We start from the raw sequence: 15,770 nt of genomic DNA, 5'->3' as shown, positions 1-15,770 counted from the left end.
ACAAAAGAGGAGGCATCTGCGCCTCCTCTTTTTAATTAGCGGCTAGCTTTAACTCATCGAAAAGTTCGTGAACTGTTCGATTAGTAATGTTGGAACATCTTCTGGATGTCTTGGTAATTTTTAGTCTGTGTTAGCGATAGCATCAACAGAATACGAGCTTTCTGTGGGTTCAACGTGCCAGATGCCACGAAACCGTATTTATCGTCGTCAATCTCAGCATCTAGGGTAGTAGAGCCGGTAGGCGTGCGAGAGCTGCGAACAACCATGATGCCATCTTTACTCGCTTTTTCTAACTCATCAAATACGGTGTGGTACAAGTTGCCATTGCCGACCCCCGCACTGACGATGCCGTCAAATTTCGCATCGACGAACGCTTTTACCGGTAAGCTCGACGCGTTGGCATAGTTATAAACGATTCCGACTTGTGGCAGCTTATCGAGTTTGGATACGTCGAAGGTTGTTTCAGTGGTGTGTTTACGTTCTGGGCTGCGTTGGTACTTCGCATCGCTGTTGTGAATGTAACCGAGCGGGCCAAAGTTCGGTGATTGGAAGGTGCTGACTGAAGTTGTGTTGGTTTTCGTTACGTCACGTGCATCGAAGATGGTGTCATTCATCGCAACCAAAACCCCTCGACCTTGAGAGTCCTCATCCGTTGCCGTCACCACAGCATTGTAGAGGTTAACTGGGCCGTCTGCACTCATTGCAGTAGAAGGGCGCATTGCACCGACGATGACAACAGGCTTGTCACTCTTCAGCGTTAAGTCAAGAAAGTAGGCGGTCTCTTCGAGAGTGTCGGTACCGTGAGTAATCACAATGCCGTCAACATCATCTTGAGCGAGTAATTCGTTTACGCGTTTGGCTAACGTCAACCAGACTTCATCGTTCATGTCTTGAGAGCCGATGCTGACCACTTGCTCGCCAGAAATGTCGGCAATCTTGGTCATGCTAGGAACTGCGTTGATCAGCGAATCCACTCCGACTTTACCTGCGGTGTAATTGGATTCCGTTGCTGATTGACCAGCGCCAGCGATAGTACCACCGGTTGCTAAGATCTTAATGTTTGGTAGGTCGGCATTGGCGAAGGACAAAGAACTCATGCACAAACCGAGCGTGATCGTACTTAGGCGGAGAAACTTTTTAGTCATAGGATTCACCTGTTTTTGGGTTAGATGTTGGGGGAGGCGATATCTATCCTAAAAACAGTGCGGTAGATTTTTTGAGCACAAGTTCACCAATTTGCAGATGAAAATCGTGATCAACTAATCAGTTAATGAACATTAAATCAAGCGTTTAACTTAATCGACGTGCTTCATTAACAAGTGAGATCTTTCGGCAGTGTGTTTAACAATTGGTTAATTGTAAATTACTGATTTGTAAGTAAGGCAACGTCTGATGAGGGTTTTAAGGTAAGACTTGGCTGAACATCCATCGCTCAGCCAAGAGCCAGAGAACTTTAAACTCAGTTTAGAGCGGGCGTGAGAGTTTGTAGTGTCGTTGCCTGTTTCGATTCCAAATATTCGAGAAAGTCAGGCTTAGGTATCGGCTTCGAGAAGTAGAAGCCTTGTATGTTGTAGAAGCCGAGATCATGCAAGACGCGTAATTGCGCTTGTTCTTCTACGCCTTCCACAATCACTGACATATTCAGCGTTTGGGAAAGCGTGTGGATGGCTTCTAACAAAGGTTGAATGGTTTGCCCGTTACCTAAGTTGGTGACGAACACACGGTCGATTTTGATGATGTCAAACGGATACTGGCTTATGAAGTCCAGCCCCGAATAACCTGTGCCGAAGTCATCGACCGCAATACGAATGCCCAGAACGGCTAAGCGGTCGAGATGTTTACGAAGCACAGCAAGTTCGCCGCCACTGAAGATAGCCTCTTCGGTGATCTCAAACACCAAACGTTCGCTGATGAAGTAACGATACTTCAAACGAGACTCCACTTCTTTAATGAAATCTTCTCGTAAGATCAAAGAACGACTGACATTCACACTGATGTAACGATCATGGAACGTCACGTTATTCGAGGCGATCATATTGATCGCTTTATCTAAAACGAGATAAGTGATCTGGTCGATCAAACCAACTTTCTCCGCAAGAGGGATAAAGATACCTGGTGAAATAAAGCCTTGAACCGGATCGTTCCAGCGCACTAAGGATTCTCCACCAATCACAGACCCATCTCGTTGATCCACAATTGGTTGATAATGCACACTCAAATTTCGACTTTTGATCGCTTGTGTAAGAGAGAACTCCAAGCTGTTCTTAGCAAACTTCTTCGAAGTGAAGAATAGGCGAACCACAAGTGCAAATGCCATCACTAGCAATCCTAACCAAAGTTTGCTCACCAGAAACTGCAGATAGAACGCAAAGCCAATGCAAGAGTAAACCGTAAAAGGCAGCACCTCTGAGGCGACTTCTTCCATGCGCAGAGGCTGTTTATCGCTCGGGCTTCTTACTGTTCTACCGATGACATCAATCCGATAATCCATGTCTCCAAAGCGAAAGATGTCAGCAACGAGGGTCTCCAATGACTCCTTAGGAAAAACCACACTAATGCCTCTGCCTTCTTGTTTCGTGAAAAACAGAATCAGTGCTTGGTCCGGAGTTAATGCGCTTTTGGTGTAGGAGAGTGTGGCGTGTACATCGCTATCGCCAAGACGTTTTAAGATGGTTTTATAAATAAAAAAAGATGGGCTGCGTTCGCTACTGGTACACAACACTTGACCATCGCTGTCGAACGTCGCGATATCTTTAGCCATCCCCAAGCTGAAGATGCTTGCTCTCAGGTCATGTATCAAATCATTGCAGGCTTTTAGAAAAAACGCGTCATCAAGCAAGTAAGTGAGATCATTCACATTGTCTCGAAACTCATTCTCGATAGACACCACCGCTTGTTCGGTGAGCTTTTTATGATGTTGGTTCGCAAGAGGGATGAAAGCCAACATGGTGAACGTGAAAGAAAGAACACCGACCACACCCAATTTGATGTTGTTTGTCCATCTTTTTGAGGCGTTTTTGAAGAATTTATTGGTCACAGATATCAGTAGCGCAAGCAAGTAATGACATAAAACTATATTAAGCGTCTCATATTTAGGAAATGTTCAGCGCAAACTGTGAAGATGATCTTATAAAATAACGATAAGTTACTATTTTAAAATAAAAAATGAGTCTTACTATCACATAATTGTGATAAATAAGCGTTCAAAATGTATTCACCCTAAAGGGGTATGTAGAGCAAAGTTTGTCGGTTATCTAATTCTGCAAAAACTTGTTCAAAGTGTCGTTGAAACACGCATTTTTCACCCTTTCCTCTGACAATATCTTAACGAAGTGTTTCAAGACTTCGTTTAATTTATTTGCAGCAAACGATTTCGTTGTACGTGATGCAATAAACAAGAGGTTAGGGATATGATTGCGAAAACTTTCTCGATTGAAGTGACTTGCCCAAGTTGTGGTGAGCTTCATACTAAAAAATCTAGAGATTGGTTTATCGATAAAAGTACGCCGTTTTTAACCGGTGAAGGTTACGACTTTTACTGCGGATGTGGGCAAGAAGTTGAGTTCTCCTTGCTGTCCCAGCAACACGGCTCTGTGGTGAGGCCGATGGAAGAATTAGCGTTCTGACGCTCGTTAAAACATAGAACAGTACTTGTTTTAACAAAGTATAAAGTGCATAAAAAAAGCGGCTTTACCCCGGAAAAGATAAAAGCCGCTTGCCAATAGACGTATTGTTTACGTCTTAGCGCATAATCATTTGTTCACGACCAGGACCAACCGATACCATTTTCACTGGTACACCCATTAGTTCTTCAATACGTAGAACGTATTTTTGTGCCGCAACTGGTAGCTCTTCGAACTTACGACAACCAGTAATGTCTTCGCTCCAGCTTTCCATCTTCTCGTAGATTGGTGCTAGTGCAGCCGTTTGAGGCCAAATTGGGTTTTCGCTGTGCTCGCCTTCGTAACCAACACAGATTTTTAGATCTTTAAGACCAGTCAGGCAGTCTACTTTGGTCAGTGCGATTTCAGTCGCTGCTTGAAGCTCAACGCCGTTCTTAGTCGCTACTGCATCAAAGTAACCCATGTCACGTGGACGACCTGTTGTTGCGCCGAATTCACCCGCTAGTTCACGGAATGCATCTTGCTCTTCCATTGCCGTGATTAGCGTACCAGTACCTACTGATGAGCTGAACGCTTTTGCTACTGCAATAACGCGCTCTGGACGTAGAGCAGGAAGACCACTACCGATACCCGCGTACATAGACACAACGTTTGAAGATGTTGTCCATGGGTACTCACCGTAAACAAGGTCACGGCCCGCACCTAGCTGTGCTTCGAACAGTAGAGTTTGGTCTTTTGCTTGCAGCTCTTTTAGCGGCAGCGTTACGTTGCAGATAGCATCACGCCAAGGTGCAGACACTTCTAGCAACCAGTTCGCCATTTCTTCAGCGGTTTGCTCGAATTCGAACGTTGGGTAAAGTGCACGTAGTTGTGGAAGTTTCCAGTCCATCCAGAACTTGATGCGTTCTACTAGAACTTCTGGTTGTTTCAACCAACCAACTAGGATGCCTTTTTTCATCACACGGTCGCCGTATGCAGGTGCAATACCTTGACGAGTTGAACCGTATGCTTTGTCGCCTAAGCGTTGTTCTTCTAGCGTATCTTCTAGTGCGTGTAGAGGTAGACATAGTGTTGCGCGATCAGAGATGCACATGTTCACTTTAACGCCCGCTTCCGCGACTTCCGCAATCTCCTCAGACAGCGACGCAGGGCTGATAACCATACCCGGACCTAAAACTGCCAAACAGTCAGGGTTGAAAACGCCACTTGGTAGCTGGTGCAGCTTGAACGTACCTAGGTCGTTAACTACGGTGTGACCCGCGTTGTTACCACCTTGGAAACGAATGCTTGCAGAAGCTTGCTCTGCCAAAAAGTCAACGATGCGGCCTTTGCCTTCATCACCCCAGTTTGCACCCACAACAACGATAGACGACATAATTCATTCTCCAAAAACAGACCGGAAAATCTTAGGATGCTCGCATGAATAAGAGAAATTAATTATACTCATTAACTTGATAAGAAAGTCATATCGGGTAATTTTCTATGTTGGATTTGAACTGGTTACGTACGTTTGTCACCTTGGCAGAAGTGAAACATTTCGGAAAAACAGCGATTGAACTGCACATGACGCAGCCAAATGTCAGTCTTCACATCAAGCAGTTAGAACAAGCTACTCGTACCAAGTTGATTGAACGCAACCCAGTACAGCTGACTCAGGCCGGTAAGCGATTATTAGACACTGCCGAGCACATGTTGAATGAGCTGCAAATCTGCCAGTCCGATCTCAATGCCATTAATGACTTAACGCAAGGAACGCTCTCGATTGCGGCGAGTGACATTGTCTCGCGTCTGTTACTTATCAAGCCATTCCAACAATTCAAAAACGAATATCCCGGTATCGACTTAGCACTGTTCAACACCACTTCATCGCAAGCGGTGGATTTGGTAAAAAGTGCTCGTGCTGACATCGGTTTTGTTATTGCGCAGAAAGAGAGTCAACCATTGCATTTTACGTCGCTGACCCAGATTCATTGGTGTGCTTTTGGCGATAACATTTTCGATTGGCGAGATAACAGCGAAGAGAACCAAACTCTTATCTTGCTCGGTCACGATACCCGAACGCGTGAGTTGATTGACGCGTCTCTACCAGAGCTAAACTTACCAAAACATAGAGTTATGGAAGTGGGCAGTGTAGAGGCCCAAATTGATTGGGCAGAAGCCGGATTTGGAACCGCGATTGTGCCGGACTTCTCACTCGATCCAAGATTGAAACTCTCAAGAAAAGTAACGCCGTTACCCAGCTTCCCCAACACCGATTTTGGCTACATCGTTCGCCAAAACCAAGTGCTGTCCAAAGCCGCAAAACAGCTTCTTAAATGGGTAGCTGAGAATGTGTCTGTGGTAGAGGTTTAACGGTATGCAAGACACAACCATTATCATCCCTCTACCATCTTTGATTCACCGAATTGGTGGTGATCATGCTAAGCGAGCCAAAGCAATAGCGGTTGAGAAGAAGTGCGAAATGAAGCGCATTCGACGCTCCCGTAATTGGCAAATCGCTGGAGAGGCTTTGGATTTGAAAGCGTTTCTCGATCATATCAAGGCAGAAGAGTCTGAGCCGATGCGATTTGTGATCAACAAAATGGAAGTTGGCCTGGCTAAGCACAGCGATAAGCTTGAACCTTTGGAAGCCAAGCTGATTCGATTGGTCTTGGAGAATCCAAACATTACCTTGGCAGAGCTAATGTCGGAAACCAACTGTACGATCGCCCAAGCTCGAACGGCACGTTTCGACGCTGAGATGCTATAAGCCTGAAAGTTTCTTCTCTTATTCCCTGTCTATACTGGTAAGCGATTGATTATCAAACATCGGATAACGTAGAGAGGGAAGGTTATGAAGCTGATATTGAAACTGTTGAGTGTGTTCTTCATTTGGGGGAGTTTGACGCTTCCTGCTTTCGCTCTTGATCCTGTTTATAGCGACTTTCTCGGTAAAGCGATTCGTGGTTATGACCCTGTCGCTTACTTTACGCAATCAAAACCAGTCAAAGGTGACAGCGATTTCACTTATCGTTGGAATGATGCCAAATGGTACTTTTCATCAGCGGAAAATCGAGATGCATTCGTGAAAAATCCGGAGAAATTTGCACCCCAATATGGCGGCTATTGTGCTTGGGCAGTGAGTAAAGGCTATACCGCTAAGATAGACCCCAATGCGTGGAATATTCACGATGGAAAGCTCTACCTAAACTACAGCAAATCCGTTCAAGCCTCTTGGCAACAAGACATTCCGGGTAACATTGCGAGCGGAGATAAAAACTGGCCGAAGTTACTTGCAGAATAACGAAGTCCGATAAGATAAAAGGTCGCTATTACAGCGACCTTTTTTGATTGTGGGGAATCTTTAGATTTACGGTAGCAACAACATTTTACCCATCACTGAACCACTTTCGATTTTATCGTGTGCTTGCGCCGCTTCGGACAATGGCAGCGTGGTAAACACTGGTTTAATTTTGCCTTGCTCTAGGAGTCCGTAAAGCGCTTCCATGGATGATTTCACCAATGGGTAGTCGTTGAAGTAAGTCGCGTAGATTTCTGAGTAAGTAATAGTTGGCGCTTTGCTAAAGTGCTTAATCGCCTCGGCTTGCAAGTTTGTCTCACCCATACCCGCCAAGAAACCAAACACAACAACGTGACCAAGTGGTGCCAGTACTTCCAAGTCTTGCACTATGGTATCACCAGCTACTGGGTTAAAGATGTAGTTCACTCCGCGACCTTCGGTGACTTCTTTAACTGACTCTACCCAATCGCTATCAGAGGTAAATGCGTGGTCCGCACCCATCTTCAATGCGTTTTCTGCTTTGTGGGCTTGTCGCTCTAAAGCAATAACGTTTAGACCTGCTAGCTTAGCCAATTGAATCAATGCCGTACCCACGCCACCGGACGCTGCGTAAACCAGTGCTGTTTTGCCTTCTTCAACGCGAGCAACGTTATGTAGCATGTGGTAAGCCGTAAAGTAGTTAACAGGTAGAACAGCGGCTTCTTGAAGGTCGACAGACTCTGGTAGCACGACTAATTTATCTGCATCGACAGCGGTAAACTCTGCGTAAGTTGATGCGCCGATTGGACCAAGAAACGCGACTTTCGTGCCTTCTTTTAAGCTTGTGTTGTTTGAATCGGCAATCACGCCACTGCCTTCTACACCAGAGATGTATGGCAACTCTGGCATCATACCAGGAGGCATATTGCCTTCACGGATGATGGTATCAATGAAGTTCACTGGTGCTGCATGAATGTGAACCAAAACTTGTCCTTCTTTCAATGTTGGTTGTGCTACGTCTTGGTAAACCAGTTTGTCGCTGCCGCCTGTTTGAGTCAGTAATACTGCTTTCATGATGTCATCCTCGTGATTCGATTAAAGGGCGTTTGCCGTGTCTGTGAATCAAATACTAGACGCTTGCGCGGAGAGAAAAAATTGGCGATATTGAGTATCACTATTCCAAAAATGGGATAATAGAAGTTTATACTCGCTAAAAGGAGTTCTGGGTGAAACGAGTGTTGGATGATTTGCAGGTATTTTGCACCGTGGTCGAAGAGGGCAGCTTAAAGCGCGCTTCTGAGCGGTTAGAGATTCCTCACAGTACGGTAAGTCGACGTATTGAAGCGCTAGAAAACAACTTGGGTTTAGTGTTGCTTCATCGCACCACCCGTGAAGTCAAAGTGTCTACTCGAGGTGAAGAGCTTTATCAAAACTGTTCGGCTCTGCTTGGGACGATTCGCCAGTCGATAGATTTTGCGGTGGATTCTGAAGTTGCCTTCAAGGGGAAGTTGAATGTGTCGATGCCCGTTCGTGCTGGCATTGATTTTCTTGGGGCGTGGCTTATCGATTTTGCAGCAGAGCACCCCGATCTTCAGCTTGATGTTTCTCTGTCGAACGACAATAAGCATCTGATTAAAGATGACATCGATTTAGCATTCCGAGTTGGTCCACTTGTCGATTCATCTGCAATCGCATTGCATTTATGGGATATTCCATACGTCGTTTGTGCCCACCGTGATTACGTTGAAAACCATCAATTGAGTGGTCTCACACTCTCTGTCGAACAGTTGGAATCACTGCCGGGAGTGATAACTCGTCCTGCAATGAACTGGATGTTTGTAAACAAGCAATTTGAAGAAATCGCTGTATCGCCACAGCAAGGTTTGACGGTGGATGATCTTGGTTTGGCGTATCACGCGATTCAGTCAGGCAAATACATGGGTATGTTGCCAGCGTCGATGGTGAAGGATGAAAACATCGTGACGTTACAAATCGGGAACTTAGAGCCTCGTAAGCGTGTTATGTACGCGTACTATTTGGGACGAAGACACGCGCAGAGCCAGATAAAACACATCGTCGATTACATTCGACAACGCTATCAAGAGAGCGAATAGCAAACACAAAAAAGCCGCGATGATCGCGGCTTTTTCATTTTTGGTTCCACGAAGTGGAGCATTACCACATCAGATCGTCTGGTACGACGAAATCTGCGTACGGGTCATCTTCTGCCGGGATGTCCGCTTCTGGTTCTTTCTGTTCGATGATCACAGATTCATCGCGTTGAGCAATCTTGTTTGCTACACCACGTGGGATGACAACGTAGCTTTCACCAACAATCGCGATTGCCAAGATGCCTTTGATCAGCTGTTCGCGAATCTCTGACTCAACGTACAGAGACTTCACAAGTGTACCGTGTGTGAAGTTGTATTTGATGTCGCCATCTTTCAAATCAACCTTGTTCATTTCAATCAGTTGGTTGATTTGCGCTTTGATTTCTTTGTTCAAGCGCTCTGCGTTTTGTTGCTCGCTCAATTGCTTGTCACGCTCTAACTGCTGACGTTTGTTCTCTTCAACCGCCGCTTTTACTTCGCGAGCTTGAACGCGTGATTTTTTAGAGCCTTTTTTCGCTTTCTTCAGTTTTTTCTCGTTAACCAAGCCTGCTTTCAGCATCTGCTCTTGAAGGGTAAGTTTTGCCATGATCTATCCAGTTAGTGCGCAATTTTGTGCATTTTAACCAGTCATCCGCCGCAAAGAAAGAGGGATATACTCAAGTGACTTCAAGGTGCAGGATTCAGAGCGTTGTCACTGATTCAAGTTCAAGGAAAACAACGAAGCGGAATAGTTAGCTCTTTCCAAGTTGTTTGACGAAGAAATTGCTTCAGTGACACGCTCCCGAAGGGCGAGTTGTCTTGGTTCGTATGCTTCGTTAACAATTATTGATTTAGAATCACTAGATCTTCAAATTGTTGCCTCGCCTTCAAACCAAGTCATTCTCGCTGAACCAAGCACCTCGAGGTTACTTGAGTATAAACATACGGCGGGATATGACTCGGCGCTTTGTTGAGCAAAAAAACGAAAAATAAATCGAGAAAGTGTGCGTCTTATTGCAACTTCCAGCGTCTTAAGTACATTAGGCGAAAAATTTTGAAGCAAAACCATGAGTACCTCAGACAAACAAACCATCCCGCAACAAGTGATTGAAGAAGCTTGTGAGTGGGCAATCATGCACGGCGTGGCATTTCGCCAAGCAAATAACACCGCAAGACACTGTCCTTTTAGCTTTGCGCCAATGACGATAGAGCGTGATGTGTTCGCACATTTGAAGAAAGTGACGCCGTTAATCGCCAAGCTGATCAGTCATGTGTCTGAGGATTATGAATTCCTGCAAACCTCTTTAGCCGAGCTAGGCAAAGCCGATACTTTCTTTGAGCGTTTATTGGAACTGCATAAAGAGGTTTACCATGAAGCTGCGCGCCAACCCCTGTTATTAATGCGAACCGACTTTATGGATGATCGTCAACACGGCGCGAAAGTCATTGAGTTTAATGGCATTGCGGCTGGGATGGCGCCTTTTGGTCAGCGTGCCACAGAGCTGCATCAATTTTTGAGCTCGCAGTGGGGCAGTGTTTACCAACAATGGTTAGAAGATAAAGCGGCAACACCAGCCGATAACCAAGGCATGCAGCAACTTGCGCTTGGTATTGCCACTGCCGCGAGAAAAGTCAAAGCGCATTTTAATGAAGAAGGCGCACCGACGTTTCTGATGGTGGTGCAGAAAAACGAAGACAACGTGTATGACCAACACTTACTCGAAGTGGAATTGCAGAAGCTTGGCGTTCGCACAGTAAGACGTACCTTTGAGCAGTTGAGTTCGCAGTTATCGAGCGGTGACGAACAACGCCTCTTGCTAGATAACATCGGCGGTCTTGACGTTGTGTACTTACGTGCTGGTTATCAATATATGGACTACTTCTCACCGGAGCTGAATGAACCAATCTGTTGCCACACCTTGAGCCAGACTCGTTTGTTCATGGAAAAGCACTACGTGGCGATGAATGCGACCATCAGTCAACAGTTGGCGACCAGCAAATCAATGCAAATGTTGTTAACCATGATGCCGGCAAGTGAGTATCAGCGCTGGGGACTCAATCTTGAAGAAGCCGAGTTGGTCAAAAGCGTATTGGCAGAGATGAAGCCAATTAACACTGATACGATCAAATGGTTTGCTGCTTCTGGTAACAAAGACGAATGGGTATTGAAAAACCAAGGCGAGGGCGGTGGTCACTGTATCTTTGGTGAAGATATAGCGAAACAACTGAGTCGACTGCCACAAGAGCAATACAGTGCTTGGGCTTTGATGCAGCGTTTGTATCCGCATGAAAGAGAAATACCGACGATTGCAGTGCGTGATGCAAAGCAGAGCGTGGTGACGGACCTTGTGAGTGAAATTGGTTTATTCACGGCGCACTATCAAGGTGAGCCTGTAACGCAATTGGATGGCTACGCGGGCTATTTGATTCGCAGTAAACCAGCGAGTGAAAACGAAGGTGGCATCCACAGCGGCAAAGGCATCTTAGATTCTTTAGTGCTGGTGGATTAAAAAGAAACACTCTCTATGGGTAAAGCATGGAGAGTGTTTTTATTTGTGGATTAGTTGGTTACATGTGGCCCATACCGTGGAACATCCCTCCGAAAAGTGCGCCCAAGATACTGAAAATAATACCTAGGATGATCATCGCAGGAATTGAAGCGATAGCGAACTTGACCATAAAGATCACCATCGACATAAATGGCATCTTAATATCAACAACCGTCACTTCTTGTTTTGTAGTTTCATCAGACACGAGCGTTCTCCTAAATTTGTATTCTGAATATGCAGCCAGTTTATTACACTCAAACTTAAGAAAACGTTGAGCTGCGTTGCGCTTTTCCCTTTATGGGATAGCAACGTATTAATCTGAGAAATACGGCACGCTATGAATCGCTATCACAAGCAGGTAAAGCCTCTCAACCAAGCGCTGGGTAATCTGTATAGCCGTGTTCATTACCACCAAAAAGCGTAGAGCCATCCAGTTCTGCCAGAGGTTGTTGGTGCTGTAAGCGCGCCACCAAATCTGGGTTAGACACAAACGGGCGTCCAAACGCGACTAAATCCGCATAGCCTTTCTCAAGTACCTCGTCAGCACGCTCTTGGGTGTAACTGCCTGCGACGATAATCGTGTTGTTGAAGTATTCGCGTAGTTCGATGCGGAAGCTTTCTGGAATCACTGGTGCGTCGTCCCAATCCGCTTCAGACAAGTGTAAGTACGCAATATCACGAGCTTGAAGTTGTTTCGATGCATCAAGGATGGTTGGCACAATGTCTGGGCAGTTCATGTCCTTGAAAGTGATGAAAGGTGCGAGTCGTACTCCCACTTTGTTGGCACCAATGGCTTCGCTCACCGCATCGACCACTTCTAACAAAAAGCGAAGTCGGTTTTCGCGAGTTCCGCCGTAGTTATCAGTTCTGTGGTTTGAATTGGTACGCAGGAACTGGTCAATCAGGTAACCATTACCGCCGTGGATTTCAACGCCATCGAAGCCTGCTTCAATCGCACGTTTCGCGGCGTGGGCAAAATCACTTACCACACGGTCAATATCGGCTTGAGTCATGGCTCGTGGCTCTACACAATCGACCATGTTGCCATTGCCTTGTTCGTCGGCAATCCATACTTGGGTTTCTACTGGTTTTAGTGCTGATGGCGCAATAGGCTGTTCGCCTTTTTGGAATGTCGGGTGTGATACACGACCAACATGCCATAACTGACAAAACATCGCTGCGCCTTGCTCTTTTGCTGCTTGAGTGACGGTTTTCCATCCTGCCACTTGTTCATCAGTGTAGACGCCAGGTGTGAACGAGTAACCTTGCGAATCGTCTGAAATCTGTGTGGCTTCAGAGATGATTAAGCCTGCGGTAGCGCGCTGCTTGTAGTAAGTCGCCATCATTTGGTTTGGAATGTTGCCCGGTTGGCTGGTGCGCGCTCGGGTCATTGGTGCCATGACTACACGGTTTTGTAGATCCAGTTGTTTTAGCCGTGCTGGTTCAAATAGTTTGCTCATGATCGGCTCCTTACTTAAGTAGTGGCACTTGGGTTTTGCTGCTTACCGATTCCATCCAATCTTTCACGGTGTTGTCCCATTGGATTTCTGCGGCACTGAAGAACCCGCGCAAAATAGAAAATAGGATCGCTTCGTCTACCAAAGCCACATGCTGATAAGAGTCGAGATTCAACACGCTTTTCGCTCGTTTAATGAGTGCTTCGACCTCTTTGGCAATGTTTGGTGTGTCTTGCAGAAGTGCGTCAAAATTGAGTGCTTCCGTTTCCTTTTTCGCCCGCCAAGCGAGCTGTGCAGACTGAGTGGAAAACTCTGGAAAATCCATGTTTGACCAACGTGGGTAACCCACCTTCTGCAGTGGAAGAAACGCGATTTTTTGCCAATCCAGCGCTTGTTGAGATGGTTGGCTTGTTTCACTTGATGTAGCCAGTTCAAGGAAGTAAGCGATGATATCTAGGCTTTCTGCCATCGCTTCACCGTTGTCTTTGATAAGAAGTGGTACTTGTTTGGTTCCAATCAGGTCTGTTGTGGTTTTGTCATCGTCATAAGCAATATTGATGACGTCGAGTTGGATATTCAGTATGCCAGCAACATAGCGGACGCGAGCACTGAATGGGCAATGTTCGTAAATGTAGAGTTTCATAGTGTTTTCCTATCGATTCGTATTGGGTAGCCCCGCTTGTTCGGGAGGCGTTAAGTCAGGGCTACCAGTAGGGATGAAATTAGTTGTTGAAGCTTGGTGTTAGCTCAGTTTGTTTGCTTTCTTTGCGGTTCGCCTTGGCGATGAATAACAAACCAATCAGTGGAACAATGATGGCTGCGTAAGGGATCATGCCTGCGCCCATTTGGCTATCGAGCACCATGCCGCCTAAGAAACCGCCAAAGGCATTGGCTAAGTTGAACGCTGAGATGTTTGCCGTCGCCGCTAGCTCTTGACCTTCACCACCGTGGTTCATTACTCGAAGTTGCATTGCTGGCACGTTAGCGAATGACGCAATACCAAATACAAAGGCGGTGGCAATAAACAGAACTTTGCTGTCGACAGTTAGGCCGACCAGTACCAGTGACACAATCATCGCGATAGCCCAGAACATAGACGCTTTTTGTAAGTTTTTATCCGATGAACGACCACCCATGGTGTTACCAACAATAAGACCGACACCAACGATAACTAGAATCCAAGTTACGGCACTTTCACCAAAGCCTGTGATGTGCATGGCGATAGGGGCGATGTAGCCATACAAAGTCATAAACCCCGACCAAGCAAATACGGTGATCGCAAGGCTGATAAGTAGCATTGGGTTTTTGAACGCAGCCAATTGTGCTTTGACATCTTTTGCTTCGCCATGACCAGTCGATTTGATCACTGAAGTGATGAAGAACAGAGCCACTAAACCAAAAGCGGCAACGGTTAAGAAAGTGGTGTGCCAGCCGAATTGCAAGCCAATCCAAGTACCGCCAGGCACACCTAAAACGTTAGCCAGTGTTAGGCCTGCGAACATCTGTCCGACCGCACGACCTGCCATTTTTTCTGAAACCAAATTGGTCGCGACCACGGCTCCGATGCCGTAGAAAGGACCTTGAACCAAACCTGTGATCACTCGGCTGACCATCAACACAAAGTAGTTCGGTGCGAAAGCGGACAATACGTTGCCGAGAATAAACAGCACCATTAGCCCAGCTAGTACGGCTTTCTTGTTAAAGCGTGCCAAGTAAATCGTAAGTAGCGGGCCGCCAAACACAATGGCAAGTGCGTAGGCACTGATTAGGTAACCCGCTTGCCCTTCCGTGATGGACAAAGAGTTGGCGACTTGAGGAAGAATTCCTGCAATAACAAATTCCGCGGTACCGATAGCAAAGGCTGCAAGCGTTAAGATCCATACCTGCAGCGGCATTTTTTCTTTATTCATGGGGGAGTCTCTTTTTTTATTTCGTTTGAACCCATTGGTGCCATGCTTTTTTATTGCTCTGACACCTTGTTTTTATTTGCGGTTAGCTAAGCGTGTGTTGTTAGCCAAGCAGTGCGCCACCATCAACATCAATCACGGCGCCGGTCATGTAGCTGTTTTCAATCAGAAGTAAGTAAGCTTTTGCAACGTCACCGGCTTCACCTACTTTGCCAACGGGCAAGCTACTTTGTGTGCGTTTGAACATGGCATTTCTGTCGTCTTCGTTCATGCCTTGATACGCCTCGGTTTTGGTTAAACCTGGACTGACCGCATTCACTCTGATCGGAGCCAACTCTTTTGCTAGCACTTTTGTGGTCGCTTCAATGGCCGCGTTGATGGCGGTTTTGACGTAGGTGTTAGCAACAACTTTGCGCGATAACATGCCTGAAGTTAGTGTGATTGAGCCGCCTTTCTTGATGTAGCGTGCGCCATGTTTCGCCGCGTTGATTGCGCCCCAAAACTTGGTATCAAAAGCATATTTTGCTTGGGAAACCTCCACGTCCATCACTTTGCCTGCCGGAGCATAAGAGCCTGCTGTGACGATCAGGTGGTCAAAAGCACCAATGGTTTCGAAGTAGTGGTAAACCGACTGTTCATCGCTGATGTCTAACCCTGTTTTGCGGCTTGCTACGTGGACAACCGCATTGTCGCTTGCAAGTTGTTGGCTAAGTTCAGCACCAATACCTGATGTGCCACCTAGTACGACGTAGATAGTTTTTTCTGTTTTCATGATTTGCTTCTCCAATCTTGTTTCGTTGGAGCCAGTATATTGATTGGAAGAAATTTGATAATTGGGTAATATTTGAATTGATTATTCAGCTCAGTCGAATAATGAAATTTCGG

The 15,770-nt window shown here is 46.0% G+C and carries 16 protein-coding genes; 6 read left to right on the top strand and 10 right to left on the bottom strand.

The annotated features are described in order from the left end of the window. Positions 1 to 80 precede the first annotated feature (80 nt). Together ansB and A9237_RS23995 are read right to left on the bottom strand one after the other, a co-directional pair. A complete protein-coding gene (gene ansB, locus A9237_RS24000; protein WP_078609895.1) occupies positions 81 to 1,145 on the bottom strand; it encodes an L-asparaginase 2 in 1,065 nt (354 codons plus the stop codon). 314 nt (positions 1,146 to 1,459) lie between these two features. After that, positions 1,460 to 2,947 (bottom strand): EAL domain-containing protein, encoded by a 1,488-nt coding sequence (locus A9237_RS23995; protein ID WP_078610245.1) that lies wholly within the window; start codon positions 2,945 to 2,947, stop codon positions 1,460 to 1,462. Positions 2,948 to 3,410: 463 nt separating this feature from the next. On the opposite strand from A9237_RS23995, the gene A9237_RS23990 reads away from it, so the two are divergent. Beyond that, positions 3,411 to 3,626, top strand: a complete 216-nt coding sequence (locus A9237_RS23990; RefSeq protein ID WP_039988298.1) for a hypothetical protein — start codon at positions 3,411 to 3,413, stop codon at positions 3,624 to 3,626. 115 nt (positions 3,627 to 3,741) lie between these two features. Here A9237_RS23990 and A9237_RS23985 read toward each other — a convergent pair whose 3' ends face one another. After that, complete coding sequence (locus A9237_RS23985; protein ID WP_005439252.1) at positions 3,742 to 4,998, bottom strand: adenylosuccinate synthase; 1,257 nt, start codon at positions 4,996 to 4,998, stop codon at positions 3,742 to 3,744. 107 nt (positions 4,999 to 5,105) lie between these two features. Between A9237_RS23985 and A9237_RS23980 the strand changes: the two genes are divergently transcribed. The 3 genes from A9237_RS23980 (at position 5,106) to A9237_RS23970 (ending at position 6,906) form a co-directional block, all read left to right on the top strand. Beyond that, positions 5,106 to 5,975 (top strand): LysR family transcriptional regulator, encoded by an 870-nt coding sequence (locus A9237_RS23980; protein ID WP_038876659.1) that lies wholly within the window; start codon positions 5,106 to 5,108, stop codon positions 5,973 to 5,975. A gap of 4 nt (positions 5,976 to 5,979) precedes the next feature. Next, complete coding sequence (locus A9237_RS23975; RefSeq protein ID WP_078609894.1) at positions 5,980 to 6,372, top strand: ribosome recycling factor family protein; 393 nt, start codon at positions 5,980 to 5,982, stop codon at positions 6,370 to 6,372. A gap of 84 nt (positions 6,373 to 6,456) precedes the next feature. Continuing rightward, positions 6,457 to 6,906, top strand: coding sequence for a YHS domain-containing (seleno)protein (locus A9237_RS23970; protein WP_020194663.1), 450 nt, complete (start codon positions 6,457 to 6,459; stop codon positions 6,904 to 6,906). 66 nt (positions 6,907 to 6,972) lie between these two features. Here the strand turns inward: A9237_RS23970 and A9237_RS23965 are convergent, their stop codons facing one another. After that, entirely contained in the window at positions 6,973 to 7,956 is a 984-nt protein-coding gene (locus A9237_RS23965) for a quinone oxidoreductase family protein (RefSeq protein ID WP_078609893.1), read from the bottom strand. 152 nt (positions 7,957 to 8,108) lie between these two features. Here A9237_RS23965 and A9237_RS23960 point away from each other — a divergent pair, with 152 nt between their 5' ends. Continuing rightward, the gene (locus tag A9237_RS23960; RefSeq protein WP_078609892.1) at positions 8,109 to 8,996 is read left to right on the top strand and encodes a LysR family transcriptional regulator; all 888 of its coding nucleotides are present in this window, start codon (positions 8,109 to 8,111) and stop codon (positions 8,994 to 8,996) included. 61 nt (positions 8,997 to 9,057) lie between these two features. On the opposite strand, the gene A9237_RS23955 is transcribed toward A9237_RS23960, so the two are convergent. Next, positions 9,058 to 9,579 (bottom strand): DUF2058 domain-containing protein, encoded by a 522-nt coding sequence (locus tag A9237_RS23955; RefSeq protein ID WP_005439241.1) that lies wholly within the window; start codon positions 9,577 to 9,579, stop codon positions 9,058 to 9,060. A gap of 460 nt (positions 9,580 to 10,039) precedes the next feature. Here A9237_RS23955 and A9237_RS23945 point away from each other — a divergent pair, with 460 nt between their 5' ends. After that, the gene (locus A9237_RS23945; RefSeq protein ID WP_078609890.1) at positions 10,040 to 11,482 is read left to right on the top strand and encodes a glutathione synthase; all 1,443 of its coding nucleotides are present in this window, start codon (positions 10,040 to 10,042) and stop codon (positions 11,480 to 11,482) included. Positions 11,483 to 11,540: 58 nt separating this feature from the next. Here the strand turns inward: A9237_RS23945 and A9237_RS23940 are convergent, their stop codons facing one another. From A9237_RS23940 to A9237_RS23920, 5 genes are all read right to left on the bottom strand, one after another. Beyond that, the gene (locus A9237_RS23940; RefSeq protein WP_009706309.1) at positions 11,541 to 11,726 is read right to left on the bottom strand and encodes a hypothetical protein; all 186 of its coding nucleotides are present in this window, start codon (positions 11,724 to 11,726) and stop codon (positions 11,541 to 11,543) included. Between the two features lie 163 nt (positions 11,727 to 11,889). Beyond that, positions 11,890 to 12,981: an alkene reductase gene (locus A9237_RS23935; RefSeq protein WP_078609889.1), complete on the bottom strand. Its 1,092-nt coding sequence runs from the start codon at positions 12,979 to 12,981 to the stop codon at positions 11,890 to 11,892. 10 nt (positions 12,982 to 12,991) lie between these two features. Beyond that, complete coding sequence (locus A9237_RS23930; RefSeq protein ID WP_078609888.1) at positions 12,992 to 13,621, bottom strand: GrxB family glutaredoxin; 630 nt, start codon at positions 13,619 to 13,621, stop codon at positions 12,992 to 12,994. 79 nt (positions 13,622 to 13,700) lie between these two features. After that, the gene (locus tag A9237_RS23925; RefSeq protein WP_009706306.1) at positions 13,701 to 14,888 is read right to left on the bottom strand and encodes an MFS transporter; all 1,188 of its coding nucleotides are present in this window, start codon (positions 14,886 to 14,888) and stop codon (positions 13,701 to 13,703) included. Between the two features lie 100 nt (positions 14,889 to 14,988). Then, the gene (locus A9237_RS23920; RefSeq protein ID WP_078609887.1) at positions 14,989 to 15,657 is read right to left on the bottom strand and encodes an SDR family oxidoreductase; all 669 of its coding nucleotides are present in this window, start codon (positions 15,655 to 15,657) and stop codon (positions 14,989 to 14,991) included. Positions 15,658 to 15,770 lie beyond the last annotated feature (113 nt).

It is taken from the genome of Vibrio owensii, from assembly GCF_002021755.1.
Taxonomy (GTDB): domain Bacteria; phylum Pseudomonadota; class Gammaproteobacteria; order Enterobacterales; family Vibrionaceae; genus Vibrio; species Vibrio owensii.
Note: the sequence above shows the minus strand (reverse complement) of the source record. Positions and strands in the feature narration are given on the sequence as shown.